Source organism: Enterococcus wangshanyuanii (genome assembly GCF_002197645.1).
In the GTDB taxonomy this organism is placed as follows: Bacteria; Bacillota; Bacilli; order Lactobacillales; family Enterococcaceae; genus Enterococcus_L; species Enterococcus_L wangshanyuanii.
Genome location: NZ_CP021874.1, coordinates 2,326,498 through 2,351,977 on the forward strand (window position 1 = coordinate 2,326,498; position 25,480 = coordinate 2,351,977).

Here is a 25,480-nt window from a genome sequence, read left to right on the forward strand (position 1 = left end):
CTTTGTATGGCAACTGCGTTTTTTTAGTTTTAAAATCAGACAATATTCCTAAAGTCACTATCACTAAAAGTTATTGATTTCAACTCTTAGTTATCCTCACTGTAATTGAATTATTATTATTAAAGAGACCTTGTTTTGCTCTCAATTTGCTCTATCTAGAAATTTTATTTACAAAATCTATTTATTCTTATCATTCCAGAAAAATGATACATCTTTCATGTCAATCTTTTTTACTGTAATATTTTTGCAAACTATTTCTATTGTCATAATTGACAAGTCAATCACACATTTTACGAATTTGTCATCTTCAGAATACGATTCTAATAAACTATCTTGACCATAATAAACCAATTGACCACCGCTCATAATCTCTACTTCATCTATTCTTCTCAGATAAAATTTTTTTAGGATGTTTTTTGTATTGCTGATAAGCATATGAGCATTCTTTGTTCCAACGTTCACTTACTCTAGGAAAAGTCATCTGCCCTAACTCATCTAAATTCATAAATTTCTTCCTTCTCATACTTTAATTATAGTATTAAAAAATCACACCATAATTAAAGTATAGTGAATATTATTTAACTACCAAAAACGAACGTTTTTGGAAATCGCTTATTTAAGAAAAGCTGACACACTTTTTGTGTCAGCTCTAATACTTTTCAAATTATGAACGTAACTTTTGATAGCCTAGTAATCTGATTGGTGGTATCCAATTTTCTTTGATCGATACTTTTTAAGTTTTGATAGCAAAAATAGGACAATAAAATAAGACCTTACCATATTTATAAATGGTAAGATCTTATTTTATTGATTAATTACTTATTTTACTAAAGGTCTAGTCGATACACTGCGCAATCTTGAGAACCAACCGACAGCTCTACGTACTGTAGGCATATCTTTCCCATAATTTGCTTTATAGATTGTATTCAAAATTCCTTTTTCATCTGGATGAGCAATTCCTGTAATTCCTTTACCGTCAAAATAATAAAGAGTTGGATCCCCTTCTACTTCAAAAAAGCATGGTGTATCACCAAGCATATCTTTGCTTGGTTCAATAACTCCGCCCTCTTTCAAAAATAAAGCAACTTCATCATTTCTACGATTGACCAAACCTTGTAAAATTTGGCCGCCTGCATAAACATATTTTTTCATTTCATTTGCTGCCGCTTGCCATTGTCTACTGTTCAGATAAACTAGCAATTGTGACCCCGCAAGAATCGCAGGTCCCAGATTAAAGTGAAAACTTACTAGCGCATCAAATTGTCCTTGGGTTAATTGTACTGTCACATAGTTAAAGATTCCAGCCGCATGTGACTTGATATCCTCATCCAAGAAAGCATTCGCCTGATTTTCAGTAATCGTCATTCCGGCATAAACCCCTTTAGTATGACCATATCCAATAGTCCAGACTCCTACGGAATCTTGATAAGCAGTTAACCGGAGACCTTCCCATTTCTTGATTAAATTTCTACCATCTTGAGAAATCTTCATATTCTCATTTGCCATCATTTTGCCTCCTGAATACGATTATTTTACAAGAGGGCGCGTTGACACACTGCGCAATCTTGAGAACCAACCGACAGCTCGACGTACTGTTGGCATATCTTTTCCATAATTCGCCTTATAGATTGTATTCAAAATTCCTTTTTCATCTGGATGAGCAATTCCTGTAATTCCTTTACCGTCAAAATAATAAAGAGTTGGATCTCCTTCTACTTCAAAAAAACATTTCATAATCATTTTCCTCCTATTTTTAATCAATTCTATAATAGAAATATCAGCGCTGTCATTTCTATAAACCTATTCTACTTGTAAATTACTGTCAAAACCTTTCGAAAAACTCCCACATTTCTTCTATTTAATTACTCAACCAAACTAACCTCTCATTTTACAATTGGACGTGTAGAAACGCTACGCAATCTTGAGAACCAACCTACAGTTCTTCGCACTGTAGGCATATCTTTCCCGTAATTTGCTTTATAAATTGTATTGAGAATTCCTTTTTCATCTGGGTGAGCAATTCCTGTAATTCCTTTGCCATCAAAATAATAAAGAGTTGGATCTCCTTCTACTTCAAAAAAGCATGGCGTATCGAAAAGTTCTCCTGATGTTGAAATATTGCCATTTGAAATCCATTGGTCTAAATTCAAAATGTCTGTGATAGGATCTTCCCCCACATTTTTTTTAACAGGAAAACCTGCCCAGTTCGCTTGCCAACTATCAGAACCGATTTTTACCCAAACATGTCCATAGCCTCCGCCACCATTTCTATTGACTGCTATGTTTAGCGTACCAGAACCCACTTTTGCAATTCCTTGAGTAGTATACGTGCTAGGAATGTCTTTAGCATTACCTCGCGCCGCATAGGGATTCGGTGCTCCAACAAATTCAAGTACGTTTTTAATCAAACTCACACATTGACCATTTAATGCAGAATTGGACTTATCAACAGTTACTTTCCCAATAAGACTATCGAGAAAACTTCGTACCTCTCCAAGTGTTTTTGCCATATTTTACTACCTCCTAACATTTGTTTTTATAAGATCTTACAACGTTAGTATAGTAAATTTTTTTATGTTAAGACTATCCATTCTCTGTTAATACTCTCCCAAGTTGTGCTATAAAATTTTTGTAAAGGAAAAAAGTACACGTCTTATATGAAGAAAAAGTATGAAATCATTACACATGGACTAAATGAAAAAGAAGTAACTTTTAGACAACTCTTATTCCATGTCAAAAACCAATGTTTTTGGCATGGATACTTTTATGAACAAAATAGGATAGATAATTTCTCTATCCTAAACTTTTATTTTGAGAAACTTCTTTGAACAGGTGGAAAACTTAATCTTCTGGTATTTCTTATTTGTACAATAGAATATACTCTATTGTACAATTTCGATTTATTAAAAGTTGTTGAAGTTATACTATTCTATGGTATGATTAATGTATACATTATTTATCTAAATGTCTTAATAATCAGGAATGGAGAATTAATTTGAAATCTTTATCATATTTTCTTATAACCATTGCTTTATTTTCTATTTTAGTGGGGTGCAATGGAACCAAAGATAAAGTACATTCAGCATTTGTTGGAACTTGGCAAACTGTAAGTGATACTGAGAAAGAAGTTACTATAAAAAAAAATGATGACCATTTGTTTAAGTTGGCGCTAGATAATTTTGATTTCTCTGAAAATAATAATTTGGTTACTGTTGAAGATACCAAGGAAGATCTTATTTTAAAATCTCATGATACAGGTTCAATTTACTCATTTCATATGATTAATAATAATCAACTAGAATTTTATTTTTCTGCGAACCCAGATGAAAATTTAGTTGGTGAATCCCCTCCAATAATTTTAAAAAGAGTTAAGTAGAAATTTTCTACTTAACTCTTTTTAATTACCAATTAGTTATTGTGCCTATCCAAGTATATGTTCGAGTTGAATTCGCTATATATTTTATTTGTTTAGGAGAAGCATCAACTATTTCTGTATATTTATTCCACGGATTCCAAATAACATACCCATTCATCTGTTTCCCCATATAATTTTCTGAGTATGTTCCTAACAAGTCAATAGCATGAAATGTATTAACTTGTGACTTCCATAACCCGAGCAATCCATTACTCTTTCTGAATTCTTTTAAACTTTCTGTCCATGTGGTTGGTCTTTCAAGAAGTTTAGGGTAGACTCCTCGAGTATTTGCATATTTGATTATTTCTTCCGGAGTAAATCCATCATTCTTACCTTTTTTTCCCCATTTTACAACATCCGAAACCTTAGTCGCCCGTGCATCATTTTTATTAATCAAAATCATTGTCGTGGCGTATGCCATACACCAGTTATTTCCTTGTTGATTTTCTGAAATTTTCCAATTTATTGACGTCCCAAACTTATTTACTGTCGTTGATCTTGGAGCTAGTTTAGAATTAGAATCTTTCACCACTTCCGAGCTTCCCGTAATAACGTAGTCTATTGTATCGTTTAAGGAAATCATATCTAAATCCTTTGATTCATACTCATCTAGTACTTCTCCAGCAGAATTTTCTTTAGAACCTTGGATTTCTGGGTCAGGATTCTGCCATAGTAACGATAAACCAGTATCACCTTCATAGTAAATACTTCCATCTTCAGAAGCTACTAGCACTACTGAATTACCTTTTCCCTGACTAATTAAGCTATTCAATTCATCGACCATCATTCTTGAAAGTTTAGAAGAATAACCTTCATTTTCTTTCTTTATATAAAAAATATACTCAATTTTTCCGTCTTTTGTTATTGGAAAAAGCGTTAGATTATTTTCATTCCTTTTTTCAAGTAATGAAAATGGTGACGAGAGCTTGTAATCTAATAAACTTCCTTCCCCTTCCTCAGCCTTTATCATTCCTTTTAGATAGAATGACAGATTATCTGTAGCATAATTAACAAGAGCTTGATCCACAGTTTCTGTTTTTACAGTTAACATACTTTCTTCATTAGCGTAAACATTTCCACCAACAAATAACATTCCACTAAAAAGTAACCCTAATAAAATTTTTCTCATATAATCTCTCCTTTTGTTAAACAATATATTACTAATAATATATTATAAAACACATCCAAGCAATACATTTTATTATTTATTTTTTACTCAAAGAAAATAATCACGTTACACTTACTAAAAATATTTTTTTGTCTATACCTTATTGATCACTATTGTTTGTGATAGTCGACCATATCCTTTTGCAACATCATAAATGTTCCAAACAACTAATAGACTAAAAAAGTTAGAATACTTGTAATTAAAATCATAATCTGTATCGACTCCACTGACTGAGTCTTGATAATCGCTAATAAACTTCTTATGTGCACTTTCTAGCGCTTCTCCTGTCATTAGGGCAGATCGGCACAAAGGCGTGTATGCAATCATAAAATAGCTCTTTGCTGAACCGTACGCTTTACTGGATAATGGTGCATACAAGAATAAACGTTTACTTTATCTACTTTTCGAATCAAGTAATCTTCCGGAACAAGTTCTTCCAAAGAAATCATTATGTATTGATTCCTTACATTTATTGGGAGTTTTGACATCATTTCTTTCTCGCCTTTTTTAAAACGCTATCAATATGTTGAATATAAAAAACTGTAGACATCATCCCTTTTTCGGGACTTTGTCTACAGTCTGACGCAGTTACTTTTTATTATATTCACACAAATTCGGGTAAGAAAGTTGAAATTTAGTAAGTCTGTCTAAAAGATATTATTTGTTTTTCTTTAATTGTTTGATTTCTTTTTCGATTGCATCGATTTGTTTGCCTAATGCTTTTTGCTCGTTTTTGTCACGAGAAACTTTTTTCTTGTTTACTAATTCTTGTTTTTCTTGGATCAATGCTGCGATTTTTGCTGCATTATCTTCTACAGGTGTAGATGGTGTTGTTGAACTTCCAGTTGAACTACCTGTTGAGCTGCCATTTTTCAATGCTTGGATTTCACGTTCGATTTCGCCGATACGAATTCCTAACGCTTGTTGTTCTTGCCAGTTTGTGCTGACTTTTTTCTTGTTGATCAGTTCTTGTTTTTCTTGGATCAATGCGTTGATTTTTGCTGCTGTATCATTAGCAGGTGTAGATGGTGTTGTTGTGCTTCCAGTTGAGCCACCTGTTGACGTACCGTTTTTCAATGCTTGAATTTCACGTTCGATTTCGCCTAGACGGATGCCTAACGCTTTTTGCTCCAAACCATTTCTGCTAACTTTTTTCTTGTTGATCACTTCTTGTTTTTCTTGGATCAATGCATTGATTTTTGCAGTTGTATCCGCAGATTGTACTGAAGTCGCGTGTGCTTGAGTTGTTACAGCTGTTAAACCTGCTCCTCCAATCGATAAAGCTACCCCAGCAACTAGTAAACCTTTTACAAATTTGTTCATTATTGATTCCTCCAATTTATTTTTTTGTTCGAATACTACTGTTCATAAAATAATAGTTCCGATACACAGATTATAACCACTCTTTTTAGAAAAGTAAACTATTATTTTATAAACAATAGTCAAAAATTTTTCAAAAAACGCTCTAACCACTGATATATAAGTATTTTAGCACTGTGAATATTTTTTTGTAAAAAAGAAAAAACCAGACTTTTCACTCTAAAAAGAGCAAAAAGTCTGGTTTTTCATTCTGGTTTTTCTTTATTCTTTGTTACATCGATCCCTTAAAAACATCTGCATTTTTTACAAAATAATCGACACCTGAATAAATCGTAAAGATCAAACAAATGTATAGCATGATTAAATCAACTGGCAAGCCAATAGCTGTAAATGGAATATTATTGATCAATAATAGAATGATCGCCACCATTTGCGTCGCTGTTTTGATTTTTCCAGGCCAGGCTGCTGCCATTACCTCGCCGCCTTCAACCAATAATAGACGCAAGCCAGTAACTGCTAACTCTCTACAAACAATGATCGCAACGACCCATGCTGGTGCTTTTTGCTGTGCAACAAGCACGATAAAAGCTGTCATTACCAACATCTTATCAGCCAATGGATCTGCAAACTTACCAAAGTTTGTCACTAGCCCGCGAGAACGAGCAATTTTCCCATCTAGCCAATCTGTGATACTGGCAACTGCAAAAATTACAGCACCAACTAGCTGAGTGATCGCTAACGACGCTCCTCCAAATGTGATCGTGCCCCAATCCATCGGAACACTAACAACAATAATAAAAATCGGAATCATAAAAATTCTAAGAACAGTTAATTTATTTGGTAAATTCAACGCTTATTGCCCCTCTCTTTTCCTACTCATTTTACGGTATCTGATGACGACTGTCACGAAAAAAGTCATATCATGAATAACTCATCTATCCTTTCGATCATCGATTTCAATAAATGAGCGAGAAAATATCTACGATGAGCCTTGGCTCTTCTGTAAATTCTTCCCGCTCATTCTATTAAACCAACCTGCTTTTTATTATGCTGGCGGTGTTTGTTGCACTTGTTCTGATGACTGTGACGATGGTTGTGTTTGTGCATACTCAAGATTCATATTGATATTTCTAGGTCCAATGCCTGTATTATTCGGATTAAATACAGCGGCTTGCCCATCAACTTTAAATTCCATGTACTCAGAAGCACCCAAACTGATCGTAAACTGAGTGGTTCCCTCTGGAATCTCTACAGATTGTGTTTGACCGGGCTGAACTGTTTGTTGGAAGAAATAGCCATTGTCATTATTCTCAGCTGTTGGGATATATACACCAACCCAACAAGGAGCTGTAACTGCAGAAAAATCAAGTTTAGTCGGCGTTGCAGCATTTGTCGCACTCATATTTACAGTTGTACCAGATTCACCTAAGAAGCTGACCACAGTCGGTTCTTTAGGTTCTGAGGAACTTGAACTAGTCGTAGATGAGGATTCTGTCGTACTTGAGACTGGCTCCTGACTTGATTCTGAGCTAAAATCAGACGAAGATTCTCTGATTATTGCAGTATCCGGTTTTTGAATGATCGGATTTGCCTGACGGTCTTGCCAAGTAATATAAAAAACAACGACAGCAATTGCTAGACCGATCAAAGAAAAAATAATTGCTGGTAAACTGCGTGTAAAGCGTTTAAAAGAGCTTTCTTCATCGTACATCTGTGTACGTGACTCATCAAGCGTCTCATAATGAATCGATGATTCAGCTGCCTCTTCTTCCGTTTTCCCATCGTAAACTTCAACTAATTCATTTCCATCCAAACCAACAGCACTTGCATACTGGCGAATGAAGGCACGCACATAAAAGGTACCCGGCATTGAATCAAAGTCGTTTTCTTCGATTGCTATCAAATAGCGTTTTTGTGTTTTAGTAATTTGCTGCAGCTCGTCTAAGGACATATTGCGCTGAAGCCTTGCATCTCTTAATTTTTTTCCTATATTTACGCTGGCCACTCGTCCATCTTCTCCAGTCTCTCTAATTTATCGATCGCTTTTTTGGTATTAGTGAAGGGGTTGCTTTGTCCACATTCACTCTTTTTATATCGTTTCAGTTTGTTTTATTGACTTCTAGTAGTAAATCACTTAGTGAAATAGTCACATTTTTTGATTATTCAACTCTTTTAAGAATACCACAAAAAAATACTGATGAGGATAACATTTTTGAAAGTTTTTAAAGAAATATCGGACTTTTATTTATTTAAGATAGAGAGATTTCGGCTCCAAATTTCAAGTACTAGGAAATCACTCCTATTTGTTCTTTCATTATTTTTTTGGGTGCATATAAAAACGGCTCAACCCTTTTTGATCGATGAATTTTTCAGCGAGCTCTGTGATATCAGATAATTGAATACTTTCGATAACTTCAGGTGTATCAAACAATGTTGTTTCTCCATAAAGTGATTGTGAAAATTGATTGGCAATGTATTCTAATGAATTTAGTGATTGGAAATATTTACCGATCATTTTTTTCTTCAATAAAGAAAGATTTTCTTCTGTCAATTCCGTACTTTGAGCAACCGTCAACAGAATTTCTTCAATGCGTTCTGCCAATTGCTCAGGATAATCACTATCGCCGCCAAAATCAGCAAAATGGAAGCTTCGATCTAAGCTAAATTCGTAACCAAAGCTGTCATCCAAAAGACCTTCGTTATACAAAGTCAAATAGTTTTGAGACGTATTTCCGAATAATAACTGTAGCAATAAATTCGCTGTTAGTTTGTATTTCAGTAACGCTTTGCCCTCCACAGGTACTTCATCCAGCCCTTTTAGCCCAACAATCACTTTTGAACGACTGATCGGCATTTCGATCGAACTTTCCTTTAGGATATCTTCTGCTGTTTCTTGAGGAAAATGGCGTCTGATCGGTGCCGCTTTAGCAAATGTTTTTTCTGCTTGATTCTTACGAATGAAGGCCATCATTTGTTCTGGCTCCATTTTACCAACAACAAATAACGACATGTTACTTGGATGATAAAATGTGTTGTAGCATGTATATAGATCTTCTGCCGTAATCTCATCGATGCTTTCAACAGTCCCTGCAATATCGATATGCAGCGGGTGTTTAGGGTATAAGTTACCTAATATACCGAAAAATAAGCGCCAATTTGAGTCATCCAAATACATTTGGATTTCCTGACCGATGATGCCTTTTTCTTTTTCGACTGTTTCTTCTGTAAAATAAGGCTCTTGGACAAAATCAAGCAATGTCTTCAAGTTCAGTTCCACTTGATCTGTCGTTGAAAAAAGATAGCTGGTTTTCGTAAAGCTCGTAAAGGCATTGGCAGATGCACCTTGACGGCCAAATTGTTGAAACACGTCGCCATCTTCTTTTTCAAACATTTTATGTTCCAGAAAATGCGCGATCCCATCAGGTACTTTGACAAATTCTTCTTGCCCAAGCGGTACAAATTCATTGTCGATCGAGCCATAATTTGTCGTAAACAAGCCATAGGTCTTGTTATAGTCTTGTTTCGGAAGCAGATAGACTGTTAGCCCATTTTCTAATACTTCTGTATAGAGAACTTCGTTGATTTGAGGGTATTCTTTTTTATGCATCCGTTTTTTCTCCTTCCAAAAAGAAAATAGCTTGCAGCTGGATTCGCTTAGCCACTCGTTGTACATCTGCTAACGTGACGGCTTCCATGCGACGGATCCATTCATCATCTTCTAAACGTAAATGAGGGATCAAATCATCCAGATACTCCGTTTCCAAGACAGCTCCAGCGTTGTCTAAAGAAAGTAAATATTGGTTTTTCAGCATCGCTTTGGTTTGTTTGATTTCAAGCTCAGTTACGTTTCCTTGACGAATATTTTCTAATTCTTGTGCGATCAAGTGCAATACTTGGTTCCGATTTTTACCATCGATCCCTGTTTGGACGCTTAAAAATCCACGGAATGTATCGATACTGCTTGAGGCATAATAGGCAAGATTCTCTTTTTCGCGTACATTCATAAATAACTTAGAATGTGGAAAACCTCCGAAAACACCATTAAAAATCTGTAAAGCAAAGTAATTTTCATCTCCATAAAAAATATCCGTGTGATAGCCTAAATTAAGTTTAGACTGCGCCAGTTTTTCTTGCTCTGAGCGTTCTTCGATCACATTTCTAGAAGGCTGCGTATAGAAAACATCCGCTTTACCAGCACTGCGATCTTCAAAAGGTAACGCTTTGAAAAGAGTGGCAACCGTCGTTTCATCCACATCTCCCAAAACAAAAATATCGACTTGATCTTCCTTGAGCATCTGTTCGTGATACGCTGCAAGGCTTTCAGCAGTTTCGTTTTCTAAATCAGAACGAGTGCCAAAACTTGGAATTCTTTGATCTGCTGATTGGCTGAAATAAAGGTTTTGCAACGCTAAAGAAGAATAGACTTGTTTGTCTTCTGAAACACTTTCATAATAGGCAAGCAAATTTTCCTTTTCCCGCTGAAATGTTTCGGCTTCAAATTTGCCCTCAATGATATTTGGGTAGAAAATGATTTCTTTGATAAAATCAACTGCATCCTCTAACACATGGGTATTTTCTAAATAGCGATCATTCACAAAATTCATTGAAACATTCAGCCAGTGCAGGTTGCCTTTTTTGTTGACGTTGATTCCAAAGCTGGCACCGTATAATTCTGCTAGCTTGCCGCTTAATTTGACCTGATCAGGATAGTTCAGGCTATTTGTTTCTAATAAACTAGATAAAAGTGTTCGTTTAGTGATTATTTCTTTATTTAAACGCGTATTGAATCGAACCAAAATACGAACCGTTTTATATTTTTCTGTTGGGACAACGTGTAAGTTGACTCCTTGTGCTAATGCAATCGGCATCTTGTCAGCTCCTCTTTATTTTTTCATCATAATAAAACCCAGCATGAAATACAATCATCTGGCTGTTTTTAAATCTTTTTTTAAGATTTTCCGCATCTATTCAATTATAGCACAGCTCTGCAGCGTTTCCTTGATGTAAGAGTCTTTCATTTCAAAATTTTTCAGTTTTTCTGTATACTGGATTTGAGAAAGGGAGGATAATTTTATGATCAAAGAATTTAAAGAATTTATTATGCGCGGCAGTGTCCTTGATTTAGCTGTTGGGGTCGTGATCGGTTCTGCGTTTACTGCCATCGTCACAAAAGTCGTGGATGGGTTGATCACACCGTTAGTTAGTCTGGTTTTTGTCATGACTACAGGCAAACAAAGTGCGGATGATGCATTGGGAGCTCTTGTATTTTCAGTGAAAGGTGTACCGTTTAAAATCGGTGATGTGATCAGTGCTATTATTACCTTTTTAATTACTGCGTTTGTATTATTCCTAATCGTGAAAGCTGCAAATCGAATGAAGAAAAAACCAGAAGCCGAAGCAGATAAAACAGAAGAAATCCTGCTTACGAGTGAAGATTATCTTGAGCAGATCCGTGATTTACTGGCTGCACAAAATGCTGAAAAAACAGTTGCCGTTACTAAAGAATCAGCTACAGATAATAAGAATTAAGTGAATGATCGATAAAAAAGTTGGTGAAATCACTTCACCAACTTTTTTTATTTCCTCATCTTCACATGAGGAATATCATCTTCCAAATAAACCTCTGAAATTTCTTTAAAGCCAAACCTACCGTAAAAATCGGTCAGATGCGCCTGAGCCCCAATAATGATTGGCCTATCCGGATATTTTTCTGAAATCACATTCAGCGTTTTTTCTAAAAGAAGATTCCCTAACCCTTGCTTTCGATAATTAGGATTGATCAGCACTCTGCCAAAAGACACTGTTTCACCATTATCGATGATTCGGATATAGCCTACAATAGCCTGCTCTTCCTGCAACCACGTATGTATCGCATACTCATCAACATCATCGATCTCTTGATATGGACAATTCTGTTCGACTACAAAAACGGCTGTCCGCAACTTAGCAATATCAAAAAACTCCTTTGTGGTTAGATTCGAAAATTCTTTTACATGATAGTCCATCTTTTAGCTCCTTGCTTTACTCATTCATTTTTAGCGATCCTGGCCCTGAGCGATACATGACCTTCATGCTTTCACTGTCCATTGAAGGATATAAAAAGTCTACCAAAACGATATTTCCTTTTGTTTTAGACTCTTTGCCTAATTGAATCAACGTTCCTTCTTCTGATTGCTTAGAATCTAATGTATATACATAACCTTCTTTTTCTCTTAAGTACTCGATATACTTTTGTAATTCTTTTTCACTGATACTGCCTGCTTTATATGTCAGTGTTGTCATTCGAACTTTATTTTTTACTTCGCTATTTGTACCAACGATTTTTTTCTCCCCGATCACTGAGTAAACAGATGGAACCTTATCATCATTCACTTCGATATTTTCAGCTGTATTAGACGCACACCCAACAAGTAAAAACATCAAACCAGCAAATAGCATCACTTTAACAATTTTTTTCATCTCAATTCCCCTTTTTTAATCTTGATTAATTATAGCATAAATAGAAAAGCAGCTAAAACCTGCGGCTGACAAGCTTTAACTGTTTTTCTTCATTAAAAAAATAAACGAATCCCATTCCATATATTTAGCAGCAACACAAGTAGAATCACTACTTGATAAATCTGTGTGACTCGTTCAGAGGATACTTTTCCACTGATCAAGGCTCCTACAAACCCGCCAATGATCGCTGCTGGAACCACATAAAGCAACAAACTCAAATCAAAACGTCCGAAACCATTTCCTTGCGCGATCGTCATTAGCTTCGCTGCTTGTGAAAAGAAAATCGTGATGATCGAATAAACAGTCGCTTCCTTAATTGCAATACCAAAGCATAGCATCAACAGAGCAACATTGATTGGTCCACCGCCAATACCTAGTAAAGTAGAAATAAATCCTAAAAATACTCCAACTGTCACATACCAAAAAGGGGCAGTTAAATGTAGCGTCCGTTCTTTACCAAATTTGGTGTAAGTAAAGGCAAACATCAATGTCATGATCGTTAAAACAATCTGGATCAGCTGTACATATTTCTCATCCGAGAACCACTTAAGCAAAAATTCGAAGCTGCTATTTCCAGCAATACCGCCAATAACTGATCCCAAAGAAACAAGTAACGCGATCTGAACGCGTAACGTCAATCCATTTTTTAGCTGCCTTAATGTCGAAACGATCGACATGGTGAAGACTGCTACACTAGAATAAAATGAGATCGCCGCTAACGGGTGAAAATGAAGGGCATCTAACACCGGCTTGATGATCACACCGCCACCCATGCCAGAAATAGCTCCAACTGTATTCGCGAATATAATCACAAGGAAATAAATTATCCCTACAAGCAAATCGTGTCATCTCCTAGCTATTTAGACCTTTTTAAGCTTTTCTTCGTCTAGCAAAATCAACAAACTTAAACTTATCTAATCTGTGTCTAGATTCAGTGTACTCAAAACAACGAGTATCCTCTAAACTGACCACACTGCGGACGACAACAATGTAAGTATCCTCATTTAAGTCCATCAAACGCTGATCATTTTCTGTCACGGCTTCAACTGTGATTTCTTTTTGAGCATAACTAATCTCTAAGCCTAAATCATTTTCAAAATAATCATAAATCGAATCTGCCGCTCGTTCTTCCGGAAGCTCTGCAATGATTTCTTTTAAAAGGTAATCAATATCAATGATCACAACTTCTCCGTCGATTTCCCGCTGCCGTACCAAGCGCCAGACAGCTGCATCTTTTTTCCAGCCCGTTAAGCGTGCTAAAGAATCGTCCACTTTTTCTTCTTTCAATTCGACTACTTTTGTCACACTATGTATTTGTTGAGCTTTTTGCAGCTCTTTATAGCTGATTACCCCAGAAATCGGAAAATCAAACTTTCTTACATTCAATACGATAGAGCCTTTGCCCTGTTTCTTTTGGATGTATCCCGCATTGATCAAGAGATTCAACGCTTTACGAATCGTCTCTCTCGAAACAGAATAGCGTTCAACCAGCTGATTTTCACTCGGTAATAATGTTCCCGGCGGATAATCACCCTCTAAAATTCCTTTTTCCAATTCTAAAAATATATCATGAAATTTGTTCACTTTCAGCCCTCCAACCTAGGATACTCAAACAAAATGATAGCATATTCCACCTTAAAAAAATAGCATCTGCCGTAACTAACCCTTTTAATTCAGGCAATTCTTTTCTGTTATCACACTTGTATTTACAAGCGTTTCATACTATAATGAACACAACACCAACATGTCTATACAAGTTAAAAAACTCTTTAAGGAGCGACAACTATGAACTTTCTACTTCTCAACTTCACTAAAAGCAGCTTGACCGTTCAGGAAAAACAAATGGATCAGCTTCTATCAGAACATGTACTGCCGCTTACATCAATGACCTTTCCTCAATCATTCGACTCTTTAGCACTGCAGCTCAAAGAAAAATATCCTAGTATCATTGGCGCTGTTTGCGATGGGTTGTCTGCAGAATTTTATGCTGAACACCCTCAGCTTTCTCCTTTAAACGCTGGAGCCGAAGCTATCATTAAAATCTTATCTGAAACCTTGAATATTCCTGTGTTGACTCCTGCAGAAGCAGCTGCTACGAATGATTTGGAACACGCATTCAAAGAAAAACAAGAGCAACTATGCTGGAATCTGGATTATTTTGGCTATACTCCAGGTAAAGAAGAGTATTCTGTGGAGTCCTTATTGACGATCGGGAATGGCTTTATGGGCTTACGTGGTACAACCGCAGAGATGAGCTTGTCAAAAGACCACTACCCTGCAACCTATATCGCTGGACTTTATAATGAAGAAAAATCTGAAATTGCAGGGCAAATCGTAGAAAATGAAGATTTTGTCAACACACCAAATAACCAGTATATCAGTGTTCAGGTTGAAGGTACAAACGAGTGGTTAACTTTAGAACAGTCAACACTAAAAGCTTTGCATAGAAACTTAAACTTGAAAAATGGGTTATTCACCGCTCATATGCTTATTGAAGATTCACAGCAGCATCAACTGGAAATTACGGCTCTAAAGATCGTCAATATGGCAAAAATGAACAATTACAGTATCAAGTACATGATCAAGCCTGTCAATTTTTCTAAAAATATCTCTGTTAAAACAATGACCGATGGTTCTGTCTATAACTTTAACGTTGAGCGCTATCGTAATTTAACAGCGAAACATTTTCACATCACTGAACTAGTTGCTGATCAGAACAAAACAAGTATCACAGTCCAAACGAATCAATCTAAAATCGATGTTCGTCAAACATCAGCCATCATTGGTGATTTCTTTACCGATAAAGAAGTAATAAATACAGTAAATGAAGAAACCATCGAACAAACAATGACTTTTTACGCTGAACAAGATGTGCAATATACCCTTGAAAAGCACGTTCAAGTCACAGCAGCGATTGCACAACAGAGCTTTAAACAGCCTAGTACATCGGCAACTTCTTTCGATATTGAGCTGGCTGAAAGTACAAAAGCCTGGGAATCACTATGGAAAAAATCGGACATTCAAGTGTCTGGTGATTTAATGTCGCAAAAATTACTAAGGATCCATACGTATCATCTTCTCGTTTCTGCTTCTCCTTTCAGTAACAATGAGCTAGATGTCTCTGTGACTGCCCGCGGCTTGCATGGTGAAGCTTACCGTGGTCATATTTTCTGGGATGAAATTTTTATTTTGCCGTTTTATATTCTTCATTTCCCGCAAACAGCGAAACAGTTGTTGATGTATCGGTATAATCGCTTAGGGAAAGCAAAAGAGAATGCAATCGAAAGTAATTATGAAGGAGCAATGTTCCCTTGGCAGTCTGGACTTGACGGCAGTGAGGATACACAAAAACTTCATTTGAATCCTTTAAATGGCGAATGGGGCGAAGATCATAGTATTTTACAACGGCATGTGTCACTAGCGATCGCTTATAACGTTTGGATGTATTGGAATAATACAGGTGATGATCGATTTATCAAGGAATATGGTGCTGAAATGTTACTGGAAATTGCAAATTTCTGGCGCAGTGCAGCGACATTCGATAAAGAAACAGGACGTTATTTCATCGATAAAGTCATGGGACCCGATGAGTTCCACGAAGCCTATCCTGACAGTACTGAAAGCGGCCTAAAAAACAATGCTTATACCAACTTGATGGTTGTCTGGTTATTTGAAGAAGTCGAAACGATTCTTTCATTATTAAATACGCAAGAACAGGCAGAATTATTTAATAAAACAGGAATCACACAAGAAAATATAGAAAAAATGAAAGACATCCGTAAACACTTAGGAATCGAAATAAATAAAGAAGGTATTATCGCCCAATACGAAGGCTATTTCGATTTAAAAGAAATCGATTGGGAACAAGCAAAAGCAACTTACGGCAATATTTACCGAATGGATCGTATTCTAAAAGCAGAAGGACAATCACCAGATGATTATAAAGTCGCGAAACAAGCGGATACGTTGATGCTGTTTTACAATCTTAATAAGGAAAAAATCGATGAAATCTTAGATGATTTAGGCTATGATCTGCCTGCTGACTATTTAGAGAAAAATCTTTTATACTATTTAAACAGAACATCTCATGGTTCCACTCTTTCCAGAATCGTTCATGCTCAGCTTGCAGAAGAGGTCAAATTCCATGATTTATCTTGGAAATTATATCAAGAAGCCCTGTACTCCGATTATCAAGATATTCAAGGCGGAACAACTGCTGAAGGTATCCATACTGGTGTGATGGCTGCCACGATTTATGTCACATTGACTACGTACGCTGGAATCGATATCAAAAAAGAACAGCTTTCAATCAGACCAAATCTGCCTGAGCATTGGACAGAGATGACCTTTAATCTGTCTCATAAAGGAATCGATCATCAACTCACAGTAAACACAGCAGCCGTTCAAATCACTGCGTCTAAAGATACTGTAGTGACAATAAATGACGAACCTTATCAATTAAACGAACAAGTAACCCAAGTGATAAACTACTAATTAATCAGACTGGAGACCCCTCATGAAAAAAGGATTTGTATTTGATTTAGACGGTGTAATCACCGATACTGCCAAATTCCATTATATCGCCTGGAAAGAGTTAGCTGGAAGCTTAGGCATAACGATCGATGAAGTATTCAATGAATCTTTGAAAGGCATCAGCCGAATGGATTCTTTAGATAAGATCTTGGCTTATGGTCAGAAAGAAAATGACTATTCTCCAGCAGAAAAAGAAGCTTTAGCTAAACAAAAAAACGATGAGTATGTAAAATTATTAGCTGATCTGTCTGCTGCTGATCTTTTGCCCGGCGTCCATGATTTTCTGATGGATGCCAAAGCTCATCATATCCCTTGTGCGATTGCTTCTGCTTCAAAAAACGCGCCGATGATCTTAGAAAAGCTGGGTGTTCTTGACTTTTTTGGCCATATCGTTGATCCTGAATCGTTAAAAAAAGGAAAACCAGATCCGGAGATATTCGTAAAAGCCGCACAAAGTATCGCTGTTGCACCAGAAGATGCAATTGGTTTTGAAGATGCACAAGCAGGAATCGAAGGAATCAAAGCTGCTGGCATGTATGCTGTAGGAATTTCAGCAACTGAAACGCTAGCCGGTGCAGATTTACAAGTTGCTTCGATGACTGAATTAAGTGTTGAACAACTTATCGAGCGTTAAACATTCATTAAAGTCAAAATAAAACCAGTCGATGCCACACGCGTCAACTGGTTTTTTCTTTTATCCATCTCTCAACTCTGATTCATTCTGTTTTCTCTACAAAACGACTTAGAGTGTCTTTTTCATGATCAAATCGATCTGTTCATCTGTGCCCATAAAGAAAGAATGCTGTCCTGCTTGTACAAAGCCCATTTTTTCATAGAAGGCAAGTGCTGGCGTATTTTTCTCCCAAACGCCCAGCCAAAGAACTTCTTTCTTCAATTCATTCGCTCTAGAAACAGCTTTTTCGTATAGCTTTTTCCCTAACCCAAGACGCTTAAACTGAGTATCCACATAGATACGTTCGATTTCCATGCTATTATTAGCGATCGACTCTGTTTGTGCCTCGCCTACATTCAGTTTTAAGTACCCCGCCAAGTGATCATCCGTGTATATAAAATAAAACTCTGATTCTGCCGTTGTAAGCTCTTTTGATAATTTATCTTCAGAGTAAGCAGTTGTCAAATACTCATTTAAGTCGCTTGGATCATTGTCTTTAGCAAACGTATCTGAAAATGTTTTGATGCTTATTTGCTTTAGCTGTTCTACGTCATCTGCCCCGATTTTTTTGATCTCTATCATGTTGTATGCCCCTTTCAGAATAGTGCAGTGTATTCCTTTAGTCTAACAACAACCTCTTATTTTATCAATCTCTAGCTGCGCTTTTAGCTGAAATGGGGCAGTACACTACATCATCCGTAGACCTGCATTTCTTCTAAGGGCAGTATCTTCATTTTTACTACCCCTACGATCATCTGGATATCCACTAGGCCATAATGCCGGCTATCAGTCGCGTATGAACGATTATCTCCCAATAATAAGTACTTATCTTTTGGGATCATCTGCTGGGAGATCATATCTACGATCGAAAAACTTTCAGTGAAATTCATTCCGTTTTGCTGGCTTTCGTTGATCTCGTCAACAATAAACTTTTCATCGACTTTTAGGCCATCGACATATAAATGATCTTCTTTATACTCTATAGTTTCTCCTGGAAGGCCAATCACCCGCCGAACTTGTGTCGTATTTCCTTTTTTAAAAAGAACCAAATCAAACCGCTTGAGCTGCTTTGTTTTTTTTACAATCACAACATCATCATTACGCAAATTGGGCGACATTCCGTAACCTGTGATCGTTGAAAAGTGGATAAAAAAAGAGGCGCATAGAGGAATCAGCAGACTTGCGCCAGCAATTGCCAGTAAAAGATCTTTGAGCAGCTGTAGTCTTTTTTTGCGTTGTCTCTTTTTCTTCTTTTCTTCCAGCAAACGTTTTTTCGACTGTTTAGAAGGATGTTTCTTTTTTCTTTTTCTTGAGTTCGACTGATTTTTCTTCGGCTTTTTCAATGGAAATGAAAATCCTAGAATCGTAGCTGTAGATGCCTTTTTGCGTTGCTTTCTCTTTTTTTTCATCTTCATTCAGTCCATTATTTTTCTTCTTTCAAAGCGGCTTCATCGACTTTATAATACTTAAATACTGGTTGTTCATAATTTTCTTCAATTTTCTTGATGCTCGTTATATACTCTTCCGATAATGCTGGATCCTCAAAGAAATTTTTGTATTTCATGTTCGCATTTTTCCCCAGCTCCATGATTGCTTTATAGTAACGGTTTAGAGCAAGCTGACCTTCTTTCGTATTGACTTCACTCGCTTTTTTAGTCCCGTAGCTTGCCATAGATCTGGATAAGTATTGGATATTCTGGTTGATTTTCTCTTGATCGTCTCCTTGAACTTTCGCTAGTTCCACTTGGTCATTAAAATCCCGTAAAAGATAATATGCTTTAGCAATCGAATCAGAATCTGTTCCAGTCAAATTCATCGATTGATAGTATTTCACATAAAAAGATCCACCCGCGGTCATCCCGCCCATGATCAGCAGTAAAATAAAACGAATCAGAGCACTTTTTCTGGCTTTTATCAGCTTTCGTTTTCTTATTGCGATTTTTTTACGTTTTTTGGGATTTTTGATTCTTTTTTTGGGCAGCTTATTTAAGTTTCGTGAATGGACAACCACTCGAAAAAGAGAATAGATAGCAAAAATAACAAGCAAAATCGTAGCGGCTATCCCGCCTATAAATATCCATTCTAGGATTGTCACATGATCCCCTCTATTCTATCTGTTTATGAGTGTAGTGATTAGTTTTTACTTTTTTTCTTTGCCTTTTTCGCTTTTTTTGCGGTCTCTTTTTTCTTTTTACGTAAGCTGTAAATCAATACGAATAGAATGATGATCACCGCTAAGACACCACCTACGATGGCAGCGATTATCTTCCAGTCGATTCCTTTTTCCTGAACTAAACCAACATCTCGTTCATTGTATTTTCCAGCTTCGTCTTTTGTGATCTCGAAGTCTTTTGTCCATTCCTTTTTGTAGCCTTCAGAGCTGGCCAAAATTTTCGCCGTATACTTGCCGGCCACCATCTCTTCCCCATTCATACTTACTGGAAACTCTAGGTAAGTGTTTGGCGCCATACGCATTTCTTCTTTTTTGGTCTCATATAGAACTGTTTCACTGCCTTGCTTAGTGATTTGTACTTCCATCATCAAATCGTCGACATAATCAGCCACCACATTGGACACATTAACAAAAATGGTATTCCGATAATTGGATTGTCCCGCACTTACGCTGTTCAGCTTCAATTCTTTGTCTAATTTTGTATCTGTTTCTGTAAGGACCATCGCGATTGCATAGGCATATTTATTGAGAACGATTGAACCATTGGTTTTTTTCTCTTTTTCTGTATCTTGCTTGATCATATAAATACCACCTAAGATAACACCGTCGAAACTTGTTTCAGGCATTTTGATCTTCATTTCATAATCGACCGTTTTTCCTGCCGGCACTTCAACTGTTTTTTCTCCCGTCACGAGATCTTCAAATGGAAATTTCAAAGACGGGTCGTTCTTGATTTCGACAGGGCTGTATTCGATAACACCATTGCGATTGGTTTTAGCACCTGTCAACGCAACATCGATTTTGATATCTTCACTGCTCGGGTTAGTCAATGTCATCGACACTGTCTGCTCTTGTCCTGGAGTCATTTTTAACTTATAATAACCTGTTTCTTCAATCTGATTTTCCGGATAATTGATCGAATAAGAGAAGCCTGCGCCGTTTGCTTCTTCCGCTGCAAAGACTTCTGCTGTAGAAAAATTGACTATAAATAGCAGACCTAAAATTATTCCCGTTACATATTTGGCTAATTGTTTCATCAGAATACCTCTGGCTTTCCATAATATTTAAAAAAGTGGTCATGGATAAATGTACCCACTCCCTATGTAAAATAGGCAAACCGGCGCAAGTGATCCGGTCTGCCTAAAAGACAACCTAAAGTTGCATTGTTTTAAGAGTAATGATTATTGAGCAACCATTGTCCATGTAACTGTAGCAACATATTCTCCAGTTGGTGCAGAAGCTGCTACCGCTGCTGGAACAGTTAATTTAACAGATGAAGCTGTTGTATCTAATGTATTTTGAACGCCGTTAACATCAACAAAGTCTTTACTTTGTCCATATTCTGCGAAGTATTCACCTTTACCAGCTCCTGCGTCTGCCGTAGCAACAACTACTGCTTCAGCTTGAGGATCTTCAGTTAATTGGAAAACTGTCGCGCCCATTTTCGGTACAGCACCTAATTGTGCAGTGTTGTAGTTTAACACACCGTTTGAGTAATCGATCGTTGCACCAACTAATTTATTTGAGCCGTTTGTAAATTGTTCGCTCATTTTTGCTTGGATTTGGTAGCCGTTTCCGCCATCACGTAAGTCAGCCCATTGCACATATTGTCCACGAAGACGTGCATCGTTCATATCTGGCGTAAGTTTGCCATCTGTAACTACTGCATTACCTAAAGCGTCTTTTTCAGCACCGTAGATCGTTACTGGACGAGCAAATTTTTCAACTGTCGCTGATTGTCTTGAGAAAGTCCCAAAGTTCAAGTTAGATACGGCTTGGATTCCGTAAGTACCAATGTTTGGCTGAGTTGTGATTTCTTTATCTTTATCTTCTTCTCCGCCGCTTCCGTCAGTGATTGGTTCTGTTGGTTTTTCCGGGTCTTTTGTATCTGTTCCGCCGCCGACTTCCCCTTCTGTTACTTCTACTTTACCGTAAGAAGTCAGTTTTGCTGCATCATCTTCTGCCGCAAAAGCTTGCGCTCCTCCTAGTGTTGATAAGCCGATAACTGCTACTAATGAAGCAGCACATAATCTTGTAAATTTCATTTCTTGTTCCTCCTAGTTTCTTTTTGTGTTTTTTTCATCTATTGAGGTATCTCGGATAAAATCCAAGTTAACTCCGTTTGGTATTGGACCGGATAGATTTTCGTCGAATCCGGTATGCTCAGACTGATTGCTGAGTTTCGGTAAGCTTGCTTTTGATAAGTTTCATCAATCAGCGCTTTTCCGGCTGCATCGGTTTCTGGCGTGAGTGTGTTTGCTTGCGCTTTTTCAGTTCCTGATGAGCCGAATTCTATCGTCCAGGTGCCTGTTCCGCCGCCTGTATCTGCTCGAGCGACTTGATAGGCTTGTCCGATTTCATTAATTGCAATCGTATCTCTTGTCACGGTCGGTGCAATACTTGCGCCAAATGAATTGGCCCAACCTTTATCCAAAGAGAGGACTGCTCCTGTAAGTTCTTGGTTCCCTTTATCTTGAATCACTGAATTCGTAAATTGAGTGGTTTGTTTTACTTGTAAGGTCCAGCCGTAAGCATCATCTCGTTCATCCGTAATTTGGATATAACTGCCTCGTGCTGGCGTATCATCCTTAAATAGTTGAGCCATTGCGTTATACGTTCGGTTTTTCTCCGTAATTTTGGCACGTCCGAAGTCTAGCGATGAAGCATAATCGATCCGCAGTGTTCCTTCTGTGGAAGGTCCTTCTCCTGGATCAACATCTGTTCCCGGCTCTTCCGGATCAACGGGATTCGTCGTACCTCTGCCTTCCACGGTCACTCTGCCTGATTGATCTAACGTATCTGCTTCGGAAGCAAACCCGTTTTCAGACACCGCAAAACTGCTTAGCGCCATGAGAAGAATCAAACTTAGACTATTCTTTTTATTCATTACTGCGCCTCCTTCTTTTGCCGTTTCTTATAAAGAAAGACAAGAAGAATCAACAACAGCAGTCCGCCGCCGATCAACCCGTAGTTTTTAACGAGTTCACCTGTGCTGGGCAGTTTCCCGACTGGCTTAGCAACAGCTTGCTCAGAAGCAGCTGTTTCAGAAGAGCTTTGCTGCGGAGGTTGCGACTCTGACGAACTAGTTTCTGTTTCATAAAAGGTGATTTTGCCTTCTGTGTTGACTTGTCCGCCGACACCTGTTTCAGCAAGTACCGGAACAGTGCTAAACAGTACCCCGACAAAAAGAACGGAGAAGAGTGCGAATAAAACATTTTTTCTCATTTTCAAAGTTACTCCATCCTTTCGTTATGGGCCTGCTTCAAGAGACCAAGTAATTTCTCCTTGATACTCTCCTGTTTTTTGTGCGTCCATGCCTGCTACTTGAAGCTTGATCCCATCACCATCTGTATTCCATTCTTGACTGATGTTGTAGTCTCCGCCTTTGTCCTTTTTGAAGACTGTTTCGGCACTTGTTTCGCTTAACTCAATATCATTGTCGCCATATTGATAATGGATCGCATTTTTTAAAATGTTCGTATCCCCTACACGCGTCATTGGTTTAGTCACTCGGGCTTTAACATCCCAAGAGGATTGTTTCGTTGAACTACGTGTATCACGAACAGTCAAATCTTTCCCTGTAAGTGTTGGATTTTTTACATGAACATCTAATGCTGTAAATTGAATCGTTCCGAAATCGATCATATCTGGTGCGGAGGCAAGATAGACGATCCCACTATAATGATACTGAACGGTCATATTAGAAGTAACGGTCAATTTTCCTTCGTCTGTTGGACGTTGGGTGATTTTATAGCCATCATTTTCTAAGGCAGTTAAAACAGCAGTGATCTCTTCATTCTTCGTTAGATCAAGGACACTTCCTGTCAATGTGTCGATAGTGATCGTTTTACTTTCATCGACGATGCCATCTTCATTGACAAATTCTACTGTGAGGATTGAATTCGTTTCGCCTACAGTGATCGGTACTTTGATTTCTTTTGATACCCCTTGAGCGGTCGTGATCACTACAATGACTTCAGTGACATCTCCTGTTTTAGAGCCGGAAGTGATTGCTCCTGTTTCCTTATATTTGATAGACGTGATTTCGTCTAACGGTGAATCCGTATCTACGCGTAAATTCTTGATTAGATCGGCAGGATCAGGATAAACTGTTTTGATGTCGATGTTTGGGTCGACAGTCAAATCTGGTACAGGATCGGCATCCGGAATCCCTTCGTATTTGATCAGTGACATACTCTCTTCGGTGATTGCTGATTTAGCAGTTGTTGTTTCACCATTGAAAGTCGTTGTTAATGTTACTGTTGGTGTAGATGTTCCTAAATGGTCTGATAAAAAGCTGTTCTCTCCCATTTCAAGATGGAGATACCCATCTTCTGGATCATAACCGTAATCGCTGAATACAAAATCAGCGTTTGGTTTCGCAACGACTTGATAGCGAATGTTTTTCCCATCAAAATCATCGCTTGTTGAGTCTTTTGCTTTGATTTGCCATTTTTGATCTGAAACTTTTACTGGAGATTCAAATAAATCAGATAAGTCGACTGTTTCATCTTCATATAAAACAGGTTTCACCGATTCAATATCATAGCCTTTTGGTACATTTATTTCCATTGCATAGGAATCTGATCGGTATTCTTTTGGATTGAACGCATTTAATGAATCCACACTGAATTTCAGTTTCGTGTAGTCAGCTTCCGTATGGGTCGCATCATTTCGTTCACCATTGACTAATGGGATCCCAGCTCTATAACGTACTAAGTCGTTTTCTCCTAGTGGCCAAACAAAGTCAACTAAGGCTACAGCTGTTGAACGTCGCCATTCAGATGTGTTGAAACTTTGAGTCATTGTACTACTATTATTGATAAATCTGCCTAAAGAGGTGATTGGTTCAGCAACTGCTGCATAAGCGTCTCTTGTCCCAGAAATTTGAAGATTACCATTAGCATCAGAGCGTCCCCATAGTGTAGAGTCATTCCTTACGTACAAATCATTCATCGTTGTATCAAACGGGGTCACTATTTTGGCTGCATTGATCCGATTATACATCCACAGTCCCGAAACCGGCGCAGGTTCTTCCGTATCTGAATAGGTGAACTCCCAAGAATAGTCGTAATCATAAGTACTATTTGTCACTAGAGTAGACATCACAAATCCTAGGAAAAAGGAACGCCCTTTTGTTGTTGGAAATGAGGTTATAGTAGAAAAATCCGTATCGTACTGACTATAGGTCGGCGCATAAAAATTTAAAGAAGTTGTAGCGTACACAGCTGGCTGACCAATAAATATAAATTTTACATCTATACTTTTTCCCTTATAAGTACCTGCATTTTTCACCTTTACCCAATATTCTTTACCTATATTCGACGTACTCCCAAATCCCGAAGCCGTATATCCCTTCAGTTTCTCTGTACCAGAAGTAGCAATGTTGGAACTAGTAAATGTCGAACTAGCTTCATAACTTGTCTCTGGATTGAGCCTTAGTTGCAAAGAATCCTCGTAACTGAATTCCATTGGATTAAGAGGATCGATTATCGTCACTCCTGGTGTATCAAGTAATGAAGTATAGCCATAGTTTGTCATATACTCTGATGTTAAATCTGCTGCATACCCTTTTTCAGGACGAATCCCCACTAAAACAGCTAGTAACGTCAGACTTGAAAGGATTAACAGCATTATTTTTCTTTTTTTCATTGTCTCACCTCCTTTCGATTGACTCAGTTAAATGCAAGTTCTATAAGT

At 37.4% G+C, this 25,480-nt stretch carries 29 protein-coding genes; 4 read left to right on the top strand and 25 right to left on the bottom strand.

All coding sequences use genetic code 11. The features are described 5' to 3' along the window. Positions 1 to 177: 177 nt before the first annotated feature. The 5 genes from CC204_RS11500 to CC204_RS21515 all read right to left on the bottom strand — a co-directional run bounded on the left by CC204_RS11500 (position 178) and on the right by CC204_RS21515 (position 2,510). Positions 178 to 366 carry a hypothetical protein gene (locus tag CC204_RS11500; protein WP_088270270.1) on the bottom strand — a complete coding sequence of 63 codons (189 nt, stop codon included), beginning with the start codon at positions 364 to 366 and terminating at the stop codon, positions 178 to 180. 10 nt (positions 367 to 376) lie between these two features. Beyond that, positions 377 to 505, bottom strand: coding sequence for a hypothetical protein (locus CC204_RS21705; RefSeq protein WP_257790116.1), 129 nt, complete (start codon positions 503 to 505; stop codon positions 377 to 379). Between the two features lie 314 nt (positions 506 to 819). Further along, positions 820 to 1,506, bottom strand: a complete 687-nt coding sequence (locus CC204_RS11505; protein WP_088270272.1) for a lysozyme — start codon at positions 1,504 to 1,506, stop codon at positions 820 to 822. 21 nt (positions 1,507 to 1,527) lie between these two features. Further along, positions 1,528 to 1,734, bottom strand: coding sequence for a hypothetical protein (locus tag CC204_RS11510; protein WP_087641066.1), 207 nt, complete (start codon positions 1,732 to 1,734; stop codon positions 1,528 to 1,530). Between the two features lie 149 nt (positions 1,735 to 1,883). Then, on the bottom strand, positions 1,884 to 2,510 hold the full coding sequence (locus tag CC204_RS21515) for a hypothetical protein (RefSeq protein ID WP_227011137.1): 627 nt from the start codon (positions 2,508 to 2,510) through the stop codon (positions 1,884 to 1,886). A gap of 485 nt (positions 2,511 to 2,995) precedes the next feature. Here CC204_RS21515 and CC204_RS11520 point away from each other — a divergent pair, with 485 nt between their 5' ends. Further along, a complete protein-coding gene (locus CC204_RS11520; RefSeq protein WP_088270274.1) occupies positions 2,996 to 3,376 on the top strand; it encodes a hypothetical protein in 381 nt (126 codons plus the stop codon). 25 nt (positions 3,377 to 3,401) lie between these two features. On the opposite strand, the gene CC204_RS11525 is transcribed toward CC204_RS11520, so the two are convergent. From CC204_RS11525 to yfmF, 8 genes are all read right to left on the bottom strand, one after another. Further along, positions 3,402 to 4,544 (bottom strand): C47 family peptidase, encoded by a 1,143-nt coding sequence (locus tag CC204_RS11525; RefSeq protein WP_088270275.1) that lies wholly within the window; start codon positions 4,542 to 4,544, stop codon positions 3,402 to 3,404. A gap of 132 nt (positions 4,545 to 4,676) precedes the next feature. Further along, positions 4,677 to 4,910: a hypothetical protein gene (locus CC204_RS11530; RefSeq protein ID WP_088270276.1), complete on the bottom strand. Its 234-nt coding sequence runs from the start codon at positions 4,908 to 4,910 to the stop codon at positions 4,677 to 4,679. After that, positions 4,907 to 5,074: a hypothetical protein gene (locus CC204_RS21180; RefSeq protein WP_157894273.1), complete on the bottom strand. Its 168-nt coding sequence runs from the start codon at positions 5,072 to 5,074 to the stop codon at positions 4,907 to 4,909. Before CC204_RS21180 ends, CC204_RS11530 begins: the two co-directional genes overlap by 4 nt. A gap of 166 nt (positions 5,075 to 5,240) precedes the next feature. After that, positions 5,241 to 5,906, bottom strand: coding sequence for a hypothetical protein (locus tag CC204_RS11535; RefSeq protein WP_088270278.1), 666 nt, complete (start codon positions 5,904 to 5,906; stop codon positions 5,241 to 5,243). 268 nt (positions 5,907 to 6,174) lie between these two features. Then, the gene (pgsA, locus tag CC204_RS11540) at positions 6,175 to 6,753 is read right to left on the bottom strand and encodes a CDP-diacylglycerol--glycerol-3-phosphate 3-phosphatidyltransferase (RefSeq protein WP_088270279.1); all 579 of its coding nucleotides are present in this window, start codon (positions 6,751 to 6,753) and stop codon (positions 6,175 to 6,177) included. Positions 6,754 to 6,948: 195 nt separating this feature from the next. Next, the gene (locus CC204_RS11545; RefSeq protein ID WP_088270281.1) at positions 6,949 to 7,908 is read right to left on the bottom strand and encodes a helix-turn-helix domain-containing protein; all 960 of its coding nucleotides are present in this window, start codon (positions 7,906 to 7,908) and stop codon (positions 6,949 to 6,951) included. Positions 7,909 to 8,217: 309 nt separating this feature from the next. Continuing rightward, the gene (gene yfmH, locus CC204_RS11550; RefSeq protein ID WP_088270283.1) at positions 8,218 to 9,510 is read right to left on the bottom strand and encodes an EF-P 5-aminopentanol modification-associated protein YfmH; all 1,293 of its coding nucleotides are present in this window, start codon (positions 9,508 to 9,510) and stop codon (positions 8,218 to 8,220) included. After that, positions 9,503 to 10,771, bottom strand: a complete 1,269-nt coding sequence (gene yfmF, locus CC204_RS11555; RefSeq protein ID WP_088270284.1) for an EF-P 5-aminopentanol modification-associated protein YfmF — start codon at positions 10,769 to 10,771, stop codon at positions 9,503 to 9,505. The genes yfmH and yfmF overlap by 8 nt, the downstream gene beginning before the upstream one ends. Before the next feature lie 205 nt (positions 10,772 to 10,976). Between yfmF and mscL the strand changes: the two genes are divergently transcribed. Further along, positions 10,977 to 11,432: a large conductance mechanosensitive channel protein MscL gene (gene mscL, locus CC204_RS11560; protein WP_088270286.1), complete on the top strand. Its 456-nt coding sequence runs from the start codon at positions 10,977 to 10,979 to the stop codon at positions 11,430 to 11,432. A 47-nt stretch (positions 11,433 to 11,479) separates the two neighbouring features. On the opposite strand, the gene CC204_RS11565 is transcribed toward mscL, so the two are convergent. The 4 genes from CC204_RS11565 to treR form a co-directional block, all read right to left on the bottom strand. After that, on the bottom strand, positions 11,480 to 11,908 hold the full coding sequence (locus CC204_RS11565; protein ID WP_088270287.1) for a GNAT family N-acetyltransferase: 429 nt from the start codon (positions 11,906 to 11,908) through the stop codon (positions 11,480 to 11,482). 16 nt (positions 11,909 to 11,924) lie between these two features. Beyond that, a complete protein-coding gene (locus tag CC204_RS11570; RefSeq protein WP_088270289.1) occupies positions 11,925 to 12,362 on the bottom strand; it encodes a putative periplasmic lipoprotein in 438 nt (145 codons plus the stop codon). A gap of 92 nt (positions 12,363 to 12,454) precedes the next feature. Further along, positions 12,455 to 13,240: a sulfite exporter TauE/SafE family protein gene (locus tag CC204_RS11575; RefSeq protein WP_088270291.1), complete on the bottom strand. Its 786-nt coding sequence runs from the start codon at positions 13,238 to 13,240 to the stop codon at positions 12,455 to 12,457. Positions 13,241 to 13,271: 31 nt separating this feature from the next. Continuing rightward, a complete protein-coding gene (gene treR / locus CC204_RS11580; protein ID WP_088270292.1) occupies positions 13,272 to 13,985 on the bottom strand; it encodes a trehalose operon repressor in 714 nt (237 codons plus the stop codon). 201 nt (positions 13,986 to 14,186) lie between these two features. Between treR and CC204_RS11585 the strand changes: the two genes are divergently transcribed. After that, positions 14,187 to 16,895, top strand: coding sequence for a glycoside hydrolase family 65 protein (locus tag CC204_RS11585; RefSeq protein WP_088270293.1), 2,709 nt, complete (start codon positions 14,187 to 14,189; stop codon positions 16,893 to 16,895). 22 nt (positions 16,896 to 16,917) lie between these two features. After that, a complete protein-coding gene (gene pgmB, locus CC204_RS11590) occupies positions 16,918 to 17,568 on the top strand; it encodes a beta-phosphoglucomutase (protein ID WP_088270295.1) in 651 nt (216 codons plus the stop codon). Between the two features lie 108 nt (positions 17,569 to 17,676). On the opposite strand, the gene CC204_RS11595 is transcribed toward pgmB, so the two are convergent. The 8 genes from CC204_RS11595 to CC204_RS11630 form a co-directional block, all read right to left on the bottom strand. Continuing rightward, positions 17,677 to 18,189, bottom strand: coding sequence for a GNAT family N-acetyltransferase (locus CC204_RS11595; protein ID WP_088270297.1), 513 nt, complete (start codon positions 18,187 to 18,189; stop codon positions 17,677 to 17,679). 110 nt (positions 18,190 to 18,299) lie between these two features. Further along, entirely contained in the window at positions 18,300 to 19,016 is a 717-nt protein-coding gene (gene lepB, locus CC204_RS11600) for a signal peptidase I (RefSeq protein WP_088271707.1), read from the bottom strand. 14 nt (positions 19,017 to 19,030) lie between these two features. Next, positions 19,031 to 19,702 carry a hypothetical protein gene (locus tag CC204_RS11605; RefSeq protein WP_088270299.1) on the bottom strand — a complete coding sequence of 224 codons (672 nt, stop codon included), beginning with the start codon at positions 19,700 to 19,702 and terminating at the stop codon, positions 19,031 to 19,033. Positions 19,703 to 19,740: 38 nt separating this feature from the next. Next, positions 19,741 to 20,817 (bottom strand): WxLIP family cell surface protein, encoded by a 1,077-nt coding sequence (locus CC204_RS11610; RefSeq protein WP_088270300.1) that lies wholly within the window; start codon positions 20,815 to 20,817, stop codon positions 19,741 to 19,743. A gap of 144 nt (positions 20,818 to 20,961) precedes the next feature. Then, complete coding sequence (locus tag CC204_RS11615) at positions 20,962 to 21,825, bottom strand: WxL domain-containing protein (protein ID WP_088270302.1); 864 nt, start codon at positions 21,823 to 21,825, stop codon at positions 20,962 to 20,964. A gap of 38 nt (positions 21,826 to 21,863) precedes the next feature. Then, entirely contained in the window at positions 21,864 to 22,667 is an 804-nt protein-coding gene (locus tag CC204_RS11620; protein ID WP_088270304.1) for a WxL domain-containing protein, read from the bottom strand. Further along, positions 22,667 to 23,005, bottom strand: a complete 339-nt coding sequence (locus tag CC204_RS11625) for an LPXTG cell wall anchor domain-containing protein (protein ID WP_088270306.1) — start codon at positions 23,003 to 23,005, stop codon at positions 22,667 to 22,669. The genes CC204_RS11620 and CC204_RS11625 overlap by 1 nt, the downstream gene beginning before the upstream one ends. A gap of 24 nt (positions 23,006 to 23,029) precedes the next feature. Continuing rightward, positions 23,030 to 25,432, bottom strand: a complete 2,403-nt coding sequence (locus tag CC204_RS11630) for a hypothetical protein (RefSeq protein WP_088270307.1) — start codon at positions 25,430 to 25,432, stop codon at positions 23,030 to 23,032. Positions 25,433 to 25,480: the final 48 nt, after the last annotated feature.

Coding starts and splice junctions, on each gene's coding strand:
- CC204_RS11500 (WP_088270270.1), bottom strand. CDS start 366: ATGAGCGGTGGTCAATTGGTTTATTATGGTCAAGATAGTTTATTAGAA.
- CC204_RS21705 (WP_257790116.1), bottom strand. CDS start 505: ATGAATTTAGATGAGTTAGGGCAGATGACTTTTCCTAGAGTAAGTGAA.
- CC204_RS11505 (WP_088270272.1), bottom strand. CDS start 1,506: ATGGCAAATGAGAATATGAAGATTTCTCAAGATGGTAGAAATTTAATC.
- CC204_RS11510 (WP_087641066.1), bottom strand. CDS start 1,734: ATGAAATGTTTTTTTGAAGTAGAAGGAGATCCAACTCTTTATTATTTT.
- CC204_RS21515 (WP_227011137.1), bottom strand. CDS start 2,510: ATGGCAAAAACACTTGGAGAGGTACGAAGTTTTCTCGATAGTCTTATT.
- CC204_RS11525 (WP_088270275.1), bottom strand. CDS start 4,544: ATGAGAAAAATTTTATTAGGGTTACTTTTTAGTGGAATGTTATTTGTT.
- CC204_RS11530 (WP_088270276.1), bottom strand. CDS start 4,910: ATGATTGCATACACGCCTTTGTGCCGATCTGCCCTAATGACAGGAGAA.
- CC204_RS21180 (WP_157894273.1), bottom strand. CDS start 5,074: ATGATGTCAAAACTCCCAATAAATGTAAGGAATCAATACATAATGATT.
- CC204_RS11535 (WP_088270278.1), bottom strand. CDS start 5,906: ATGAACAAATTTGTAAAAGGTTTACTAGTTGCTGGGGTAGCTTTATCG.
- yfmH (WP_088270283.1), bottom strand. CDS start 9,510: ATGCATAAAAAAGAATACCCTCAAATCAACGAAGTTCTCTATACAGAA.
- yfmF (WP_088270284.1), bottom strand. CDS start 10,771: ATGCCGATTGCATTAGCACAAGGAGTCAACTTACACGTTGTCCCAACA.
- mscL (WP_088270286.1), top strand. CDS start 10,977: ATGATCAAAGAATTTAAAGAATTTATTATGCGCGGCAGTGTCCTTGAT.
- CC204_RS11565 (WP_088270287.1), bottom strand. CDS start 11,908: ATGGACTATCATGTAAAAGAATTTTCGAATCTAACCACAAAGGAGTTT.
- CC204_RS11570 (WP_088270289.1), bottom strand. CDS start 12,362: ATGAAAAAAATTGTTAAAGTGATGCTATTTGCTGGTTTGATGTTTTTA.
- CC204_RS11585 (WP_088270293.1), top strand. CDS start 14,187: ATGAACTTTCTACTTCTCAACTTCACTAAAAGCAGCTTGACCGTTCAG.
- pgmB (WP_088270295.1), top strand. CDS start 16,918: ATGAAAAAAGGATTTGTATTTGATTTAGACGGTGTAATCACCGATACT.
- CC204_RS11595 (WP_088270297.1), bottom strand. CDS start 18,189: ATGATAGAGATCAAAAAAATCGGGGCAGATGACGTAGAACAGCTAAAG.
- lepB (WP_088271707.1), bottom strand. CDS start 19,016: ATGAAAAAAAAGAGAAAGCAACGCAAAAAGGCATCTACAGCTACGATT.
- CC204_RS11610 (WP_088270300.1), bottom strand. CDS start 20,817: ATGAAACAATTAGCCAAATATGTAACGGGAATAATTTTAGGTCTGCTA.
- CC204_RS11615 (WP_088270302.1), bottom strand. CDS start 21,825: ATGAAATTTACAAGATTATGTGCTGCTTCATTAGTAGCAGTTATCGGC.
- CC204_RS11620 (WP_088270304.1), bottom strand. CDS start 22,667: ATGAATAAAAAGAATAGTCTAAGTTTGATTCTTCTCATGGCGCTAAGC.
- CC204_RS11625 (WP_088270306.1), bottom strand. CDS start 23,005: ATGAGAAAAAATGTTTTATTCGCACTCTTCTCCGTTCTTTTTGTCGGG.
- CC204_RS11630 (WP_088270307.1), bottom strand. CDS start 25,432: ATGAAAAAAAGAAAAATAATGCTGTTAATCCTTTCAAGTCTGACGTTA.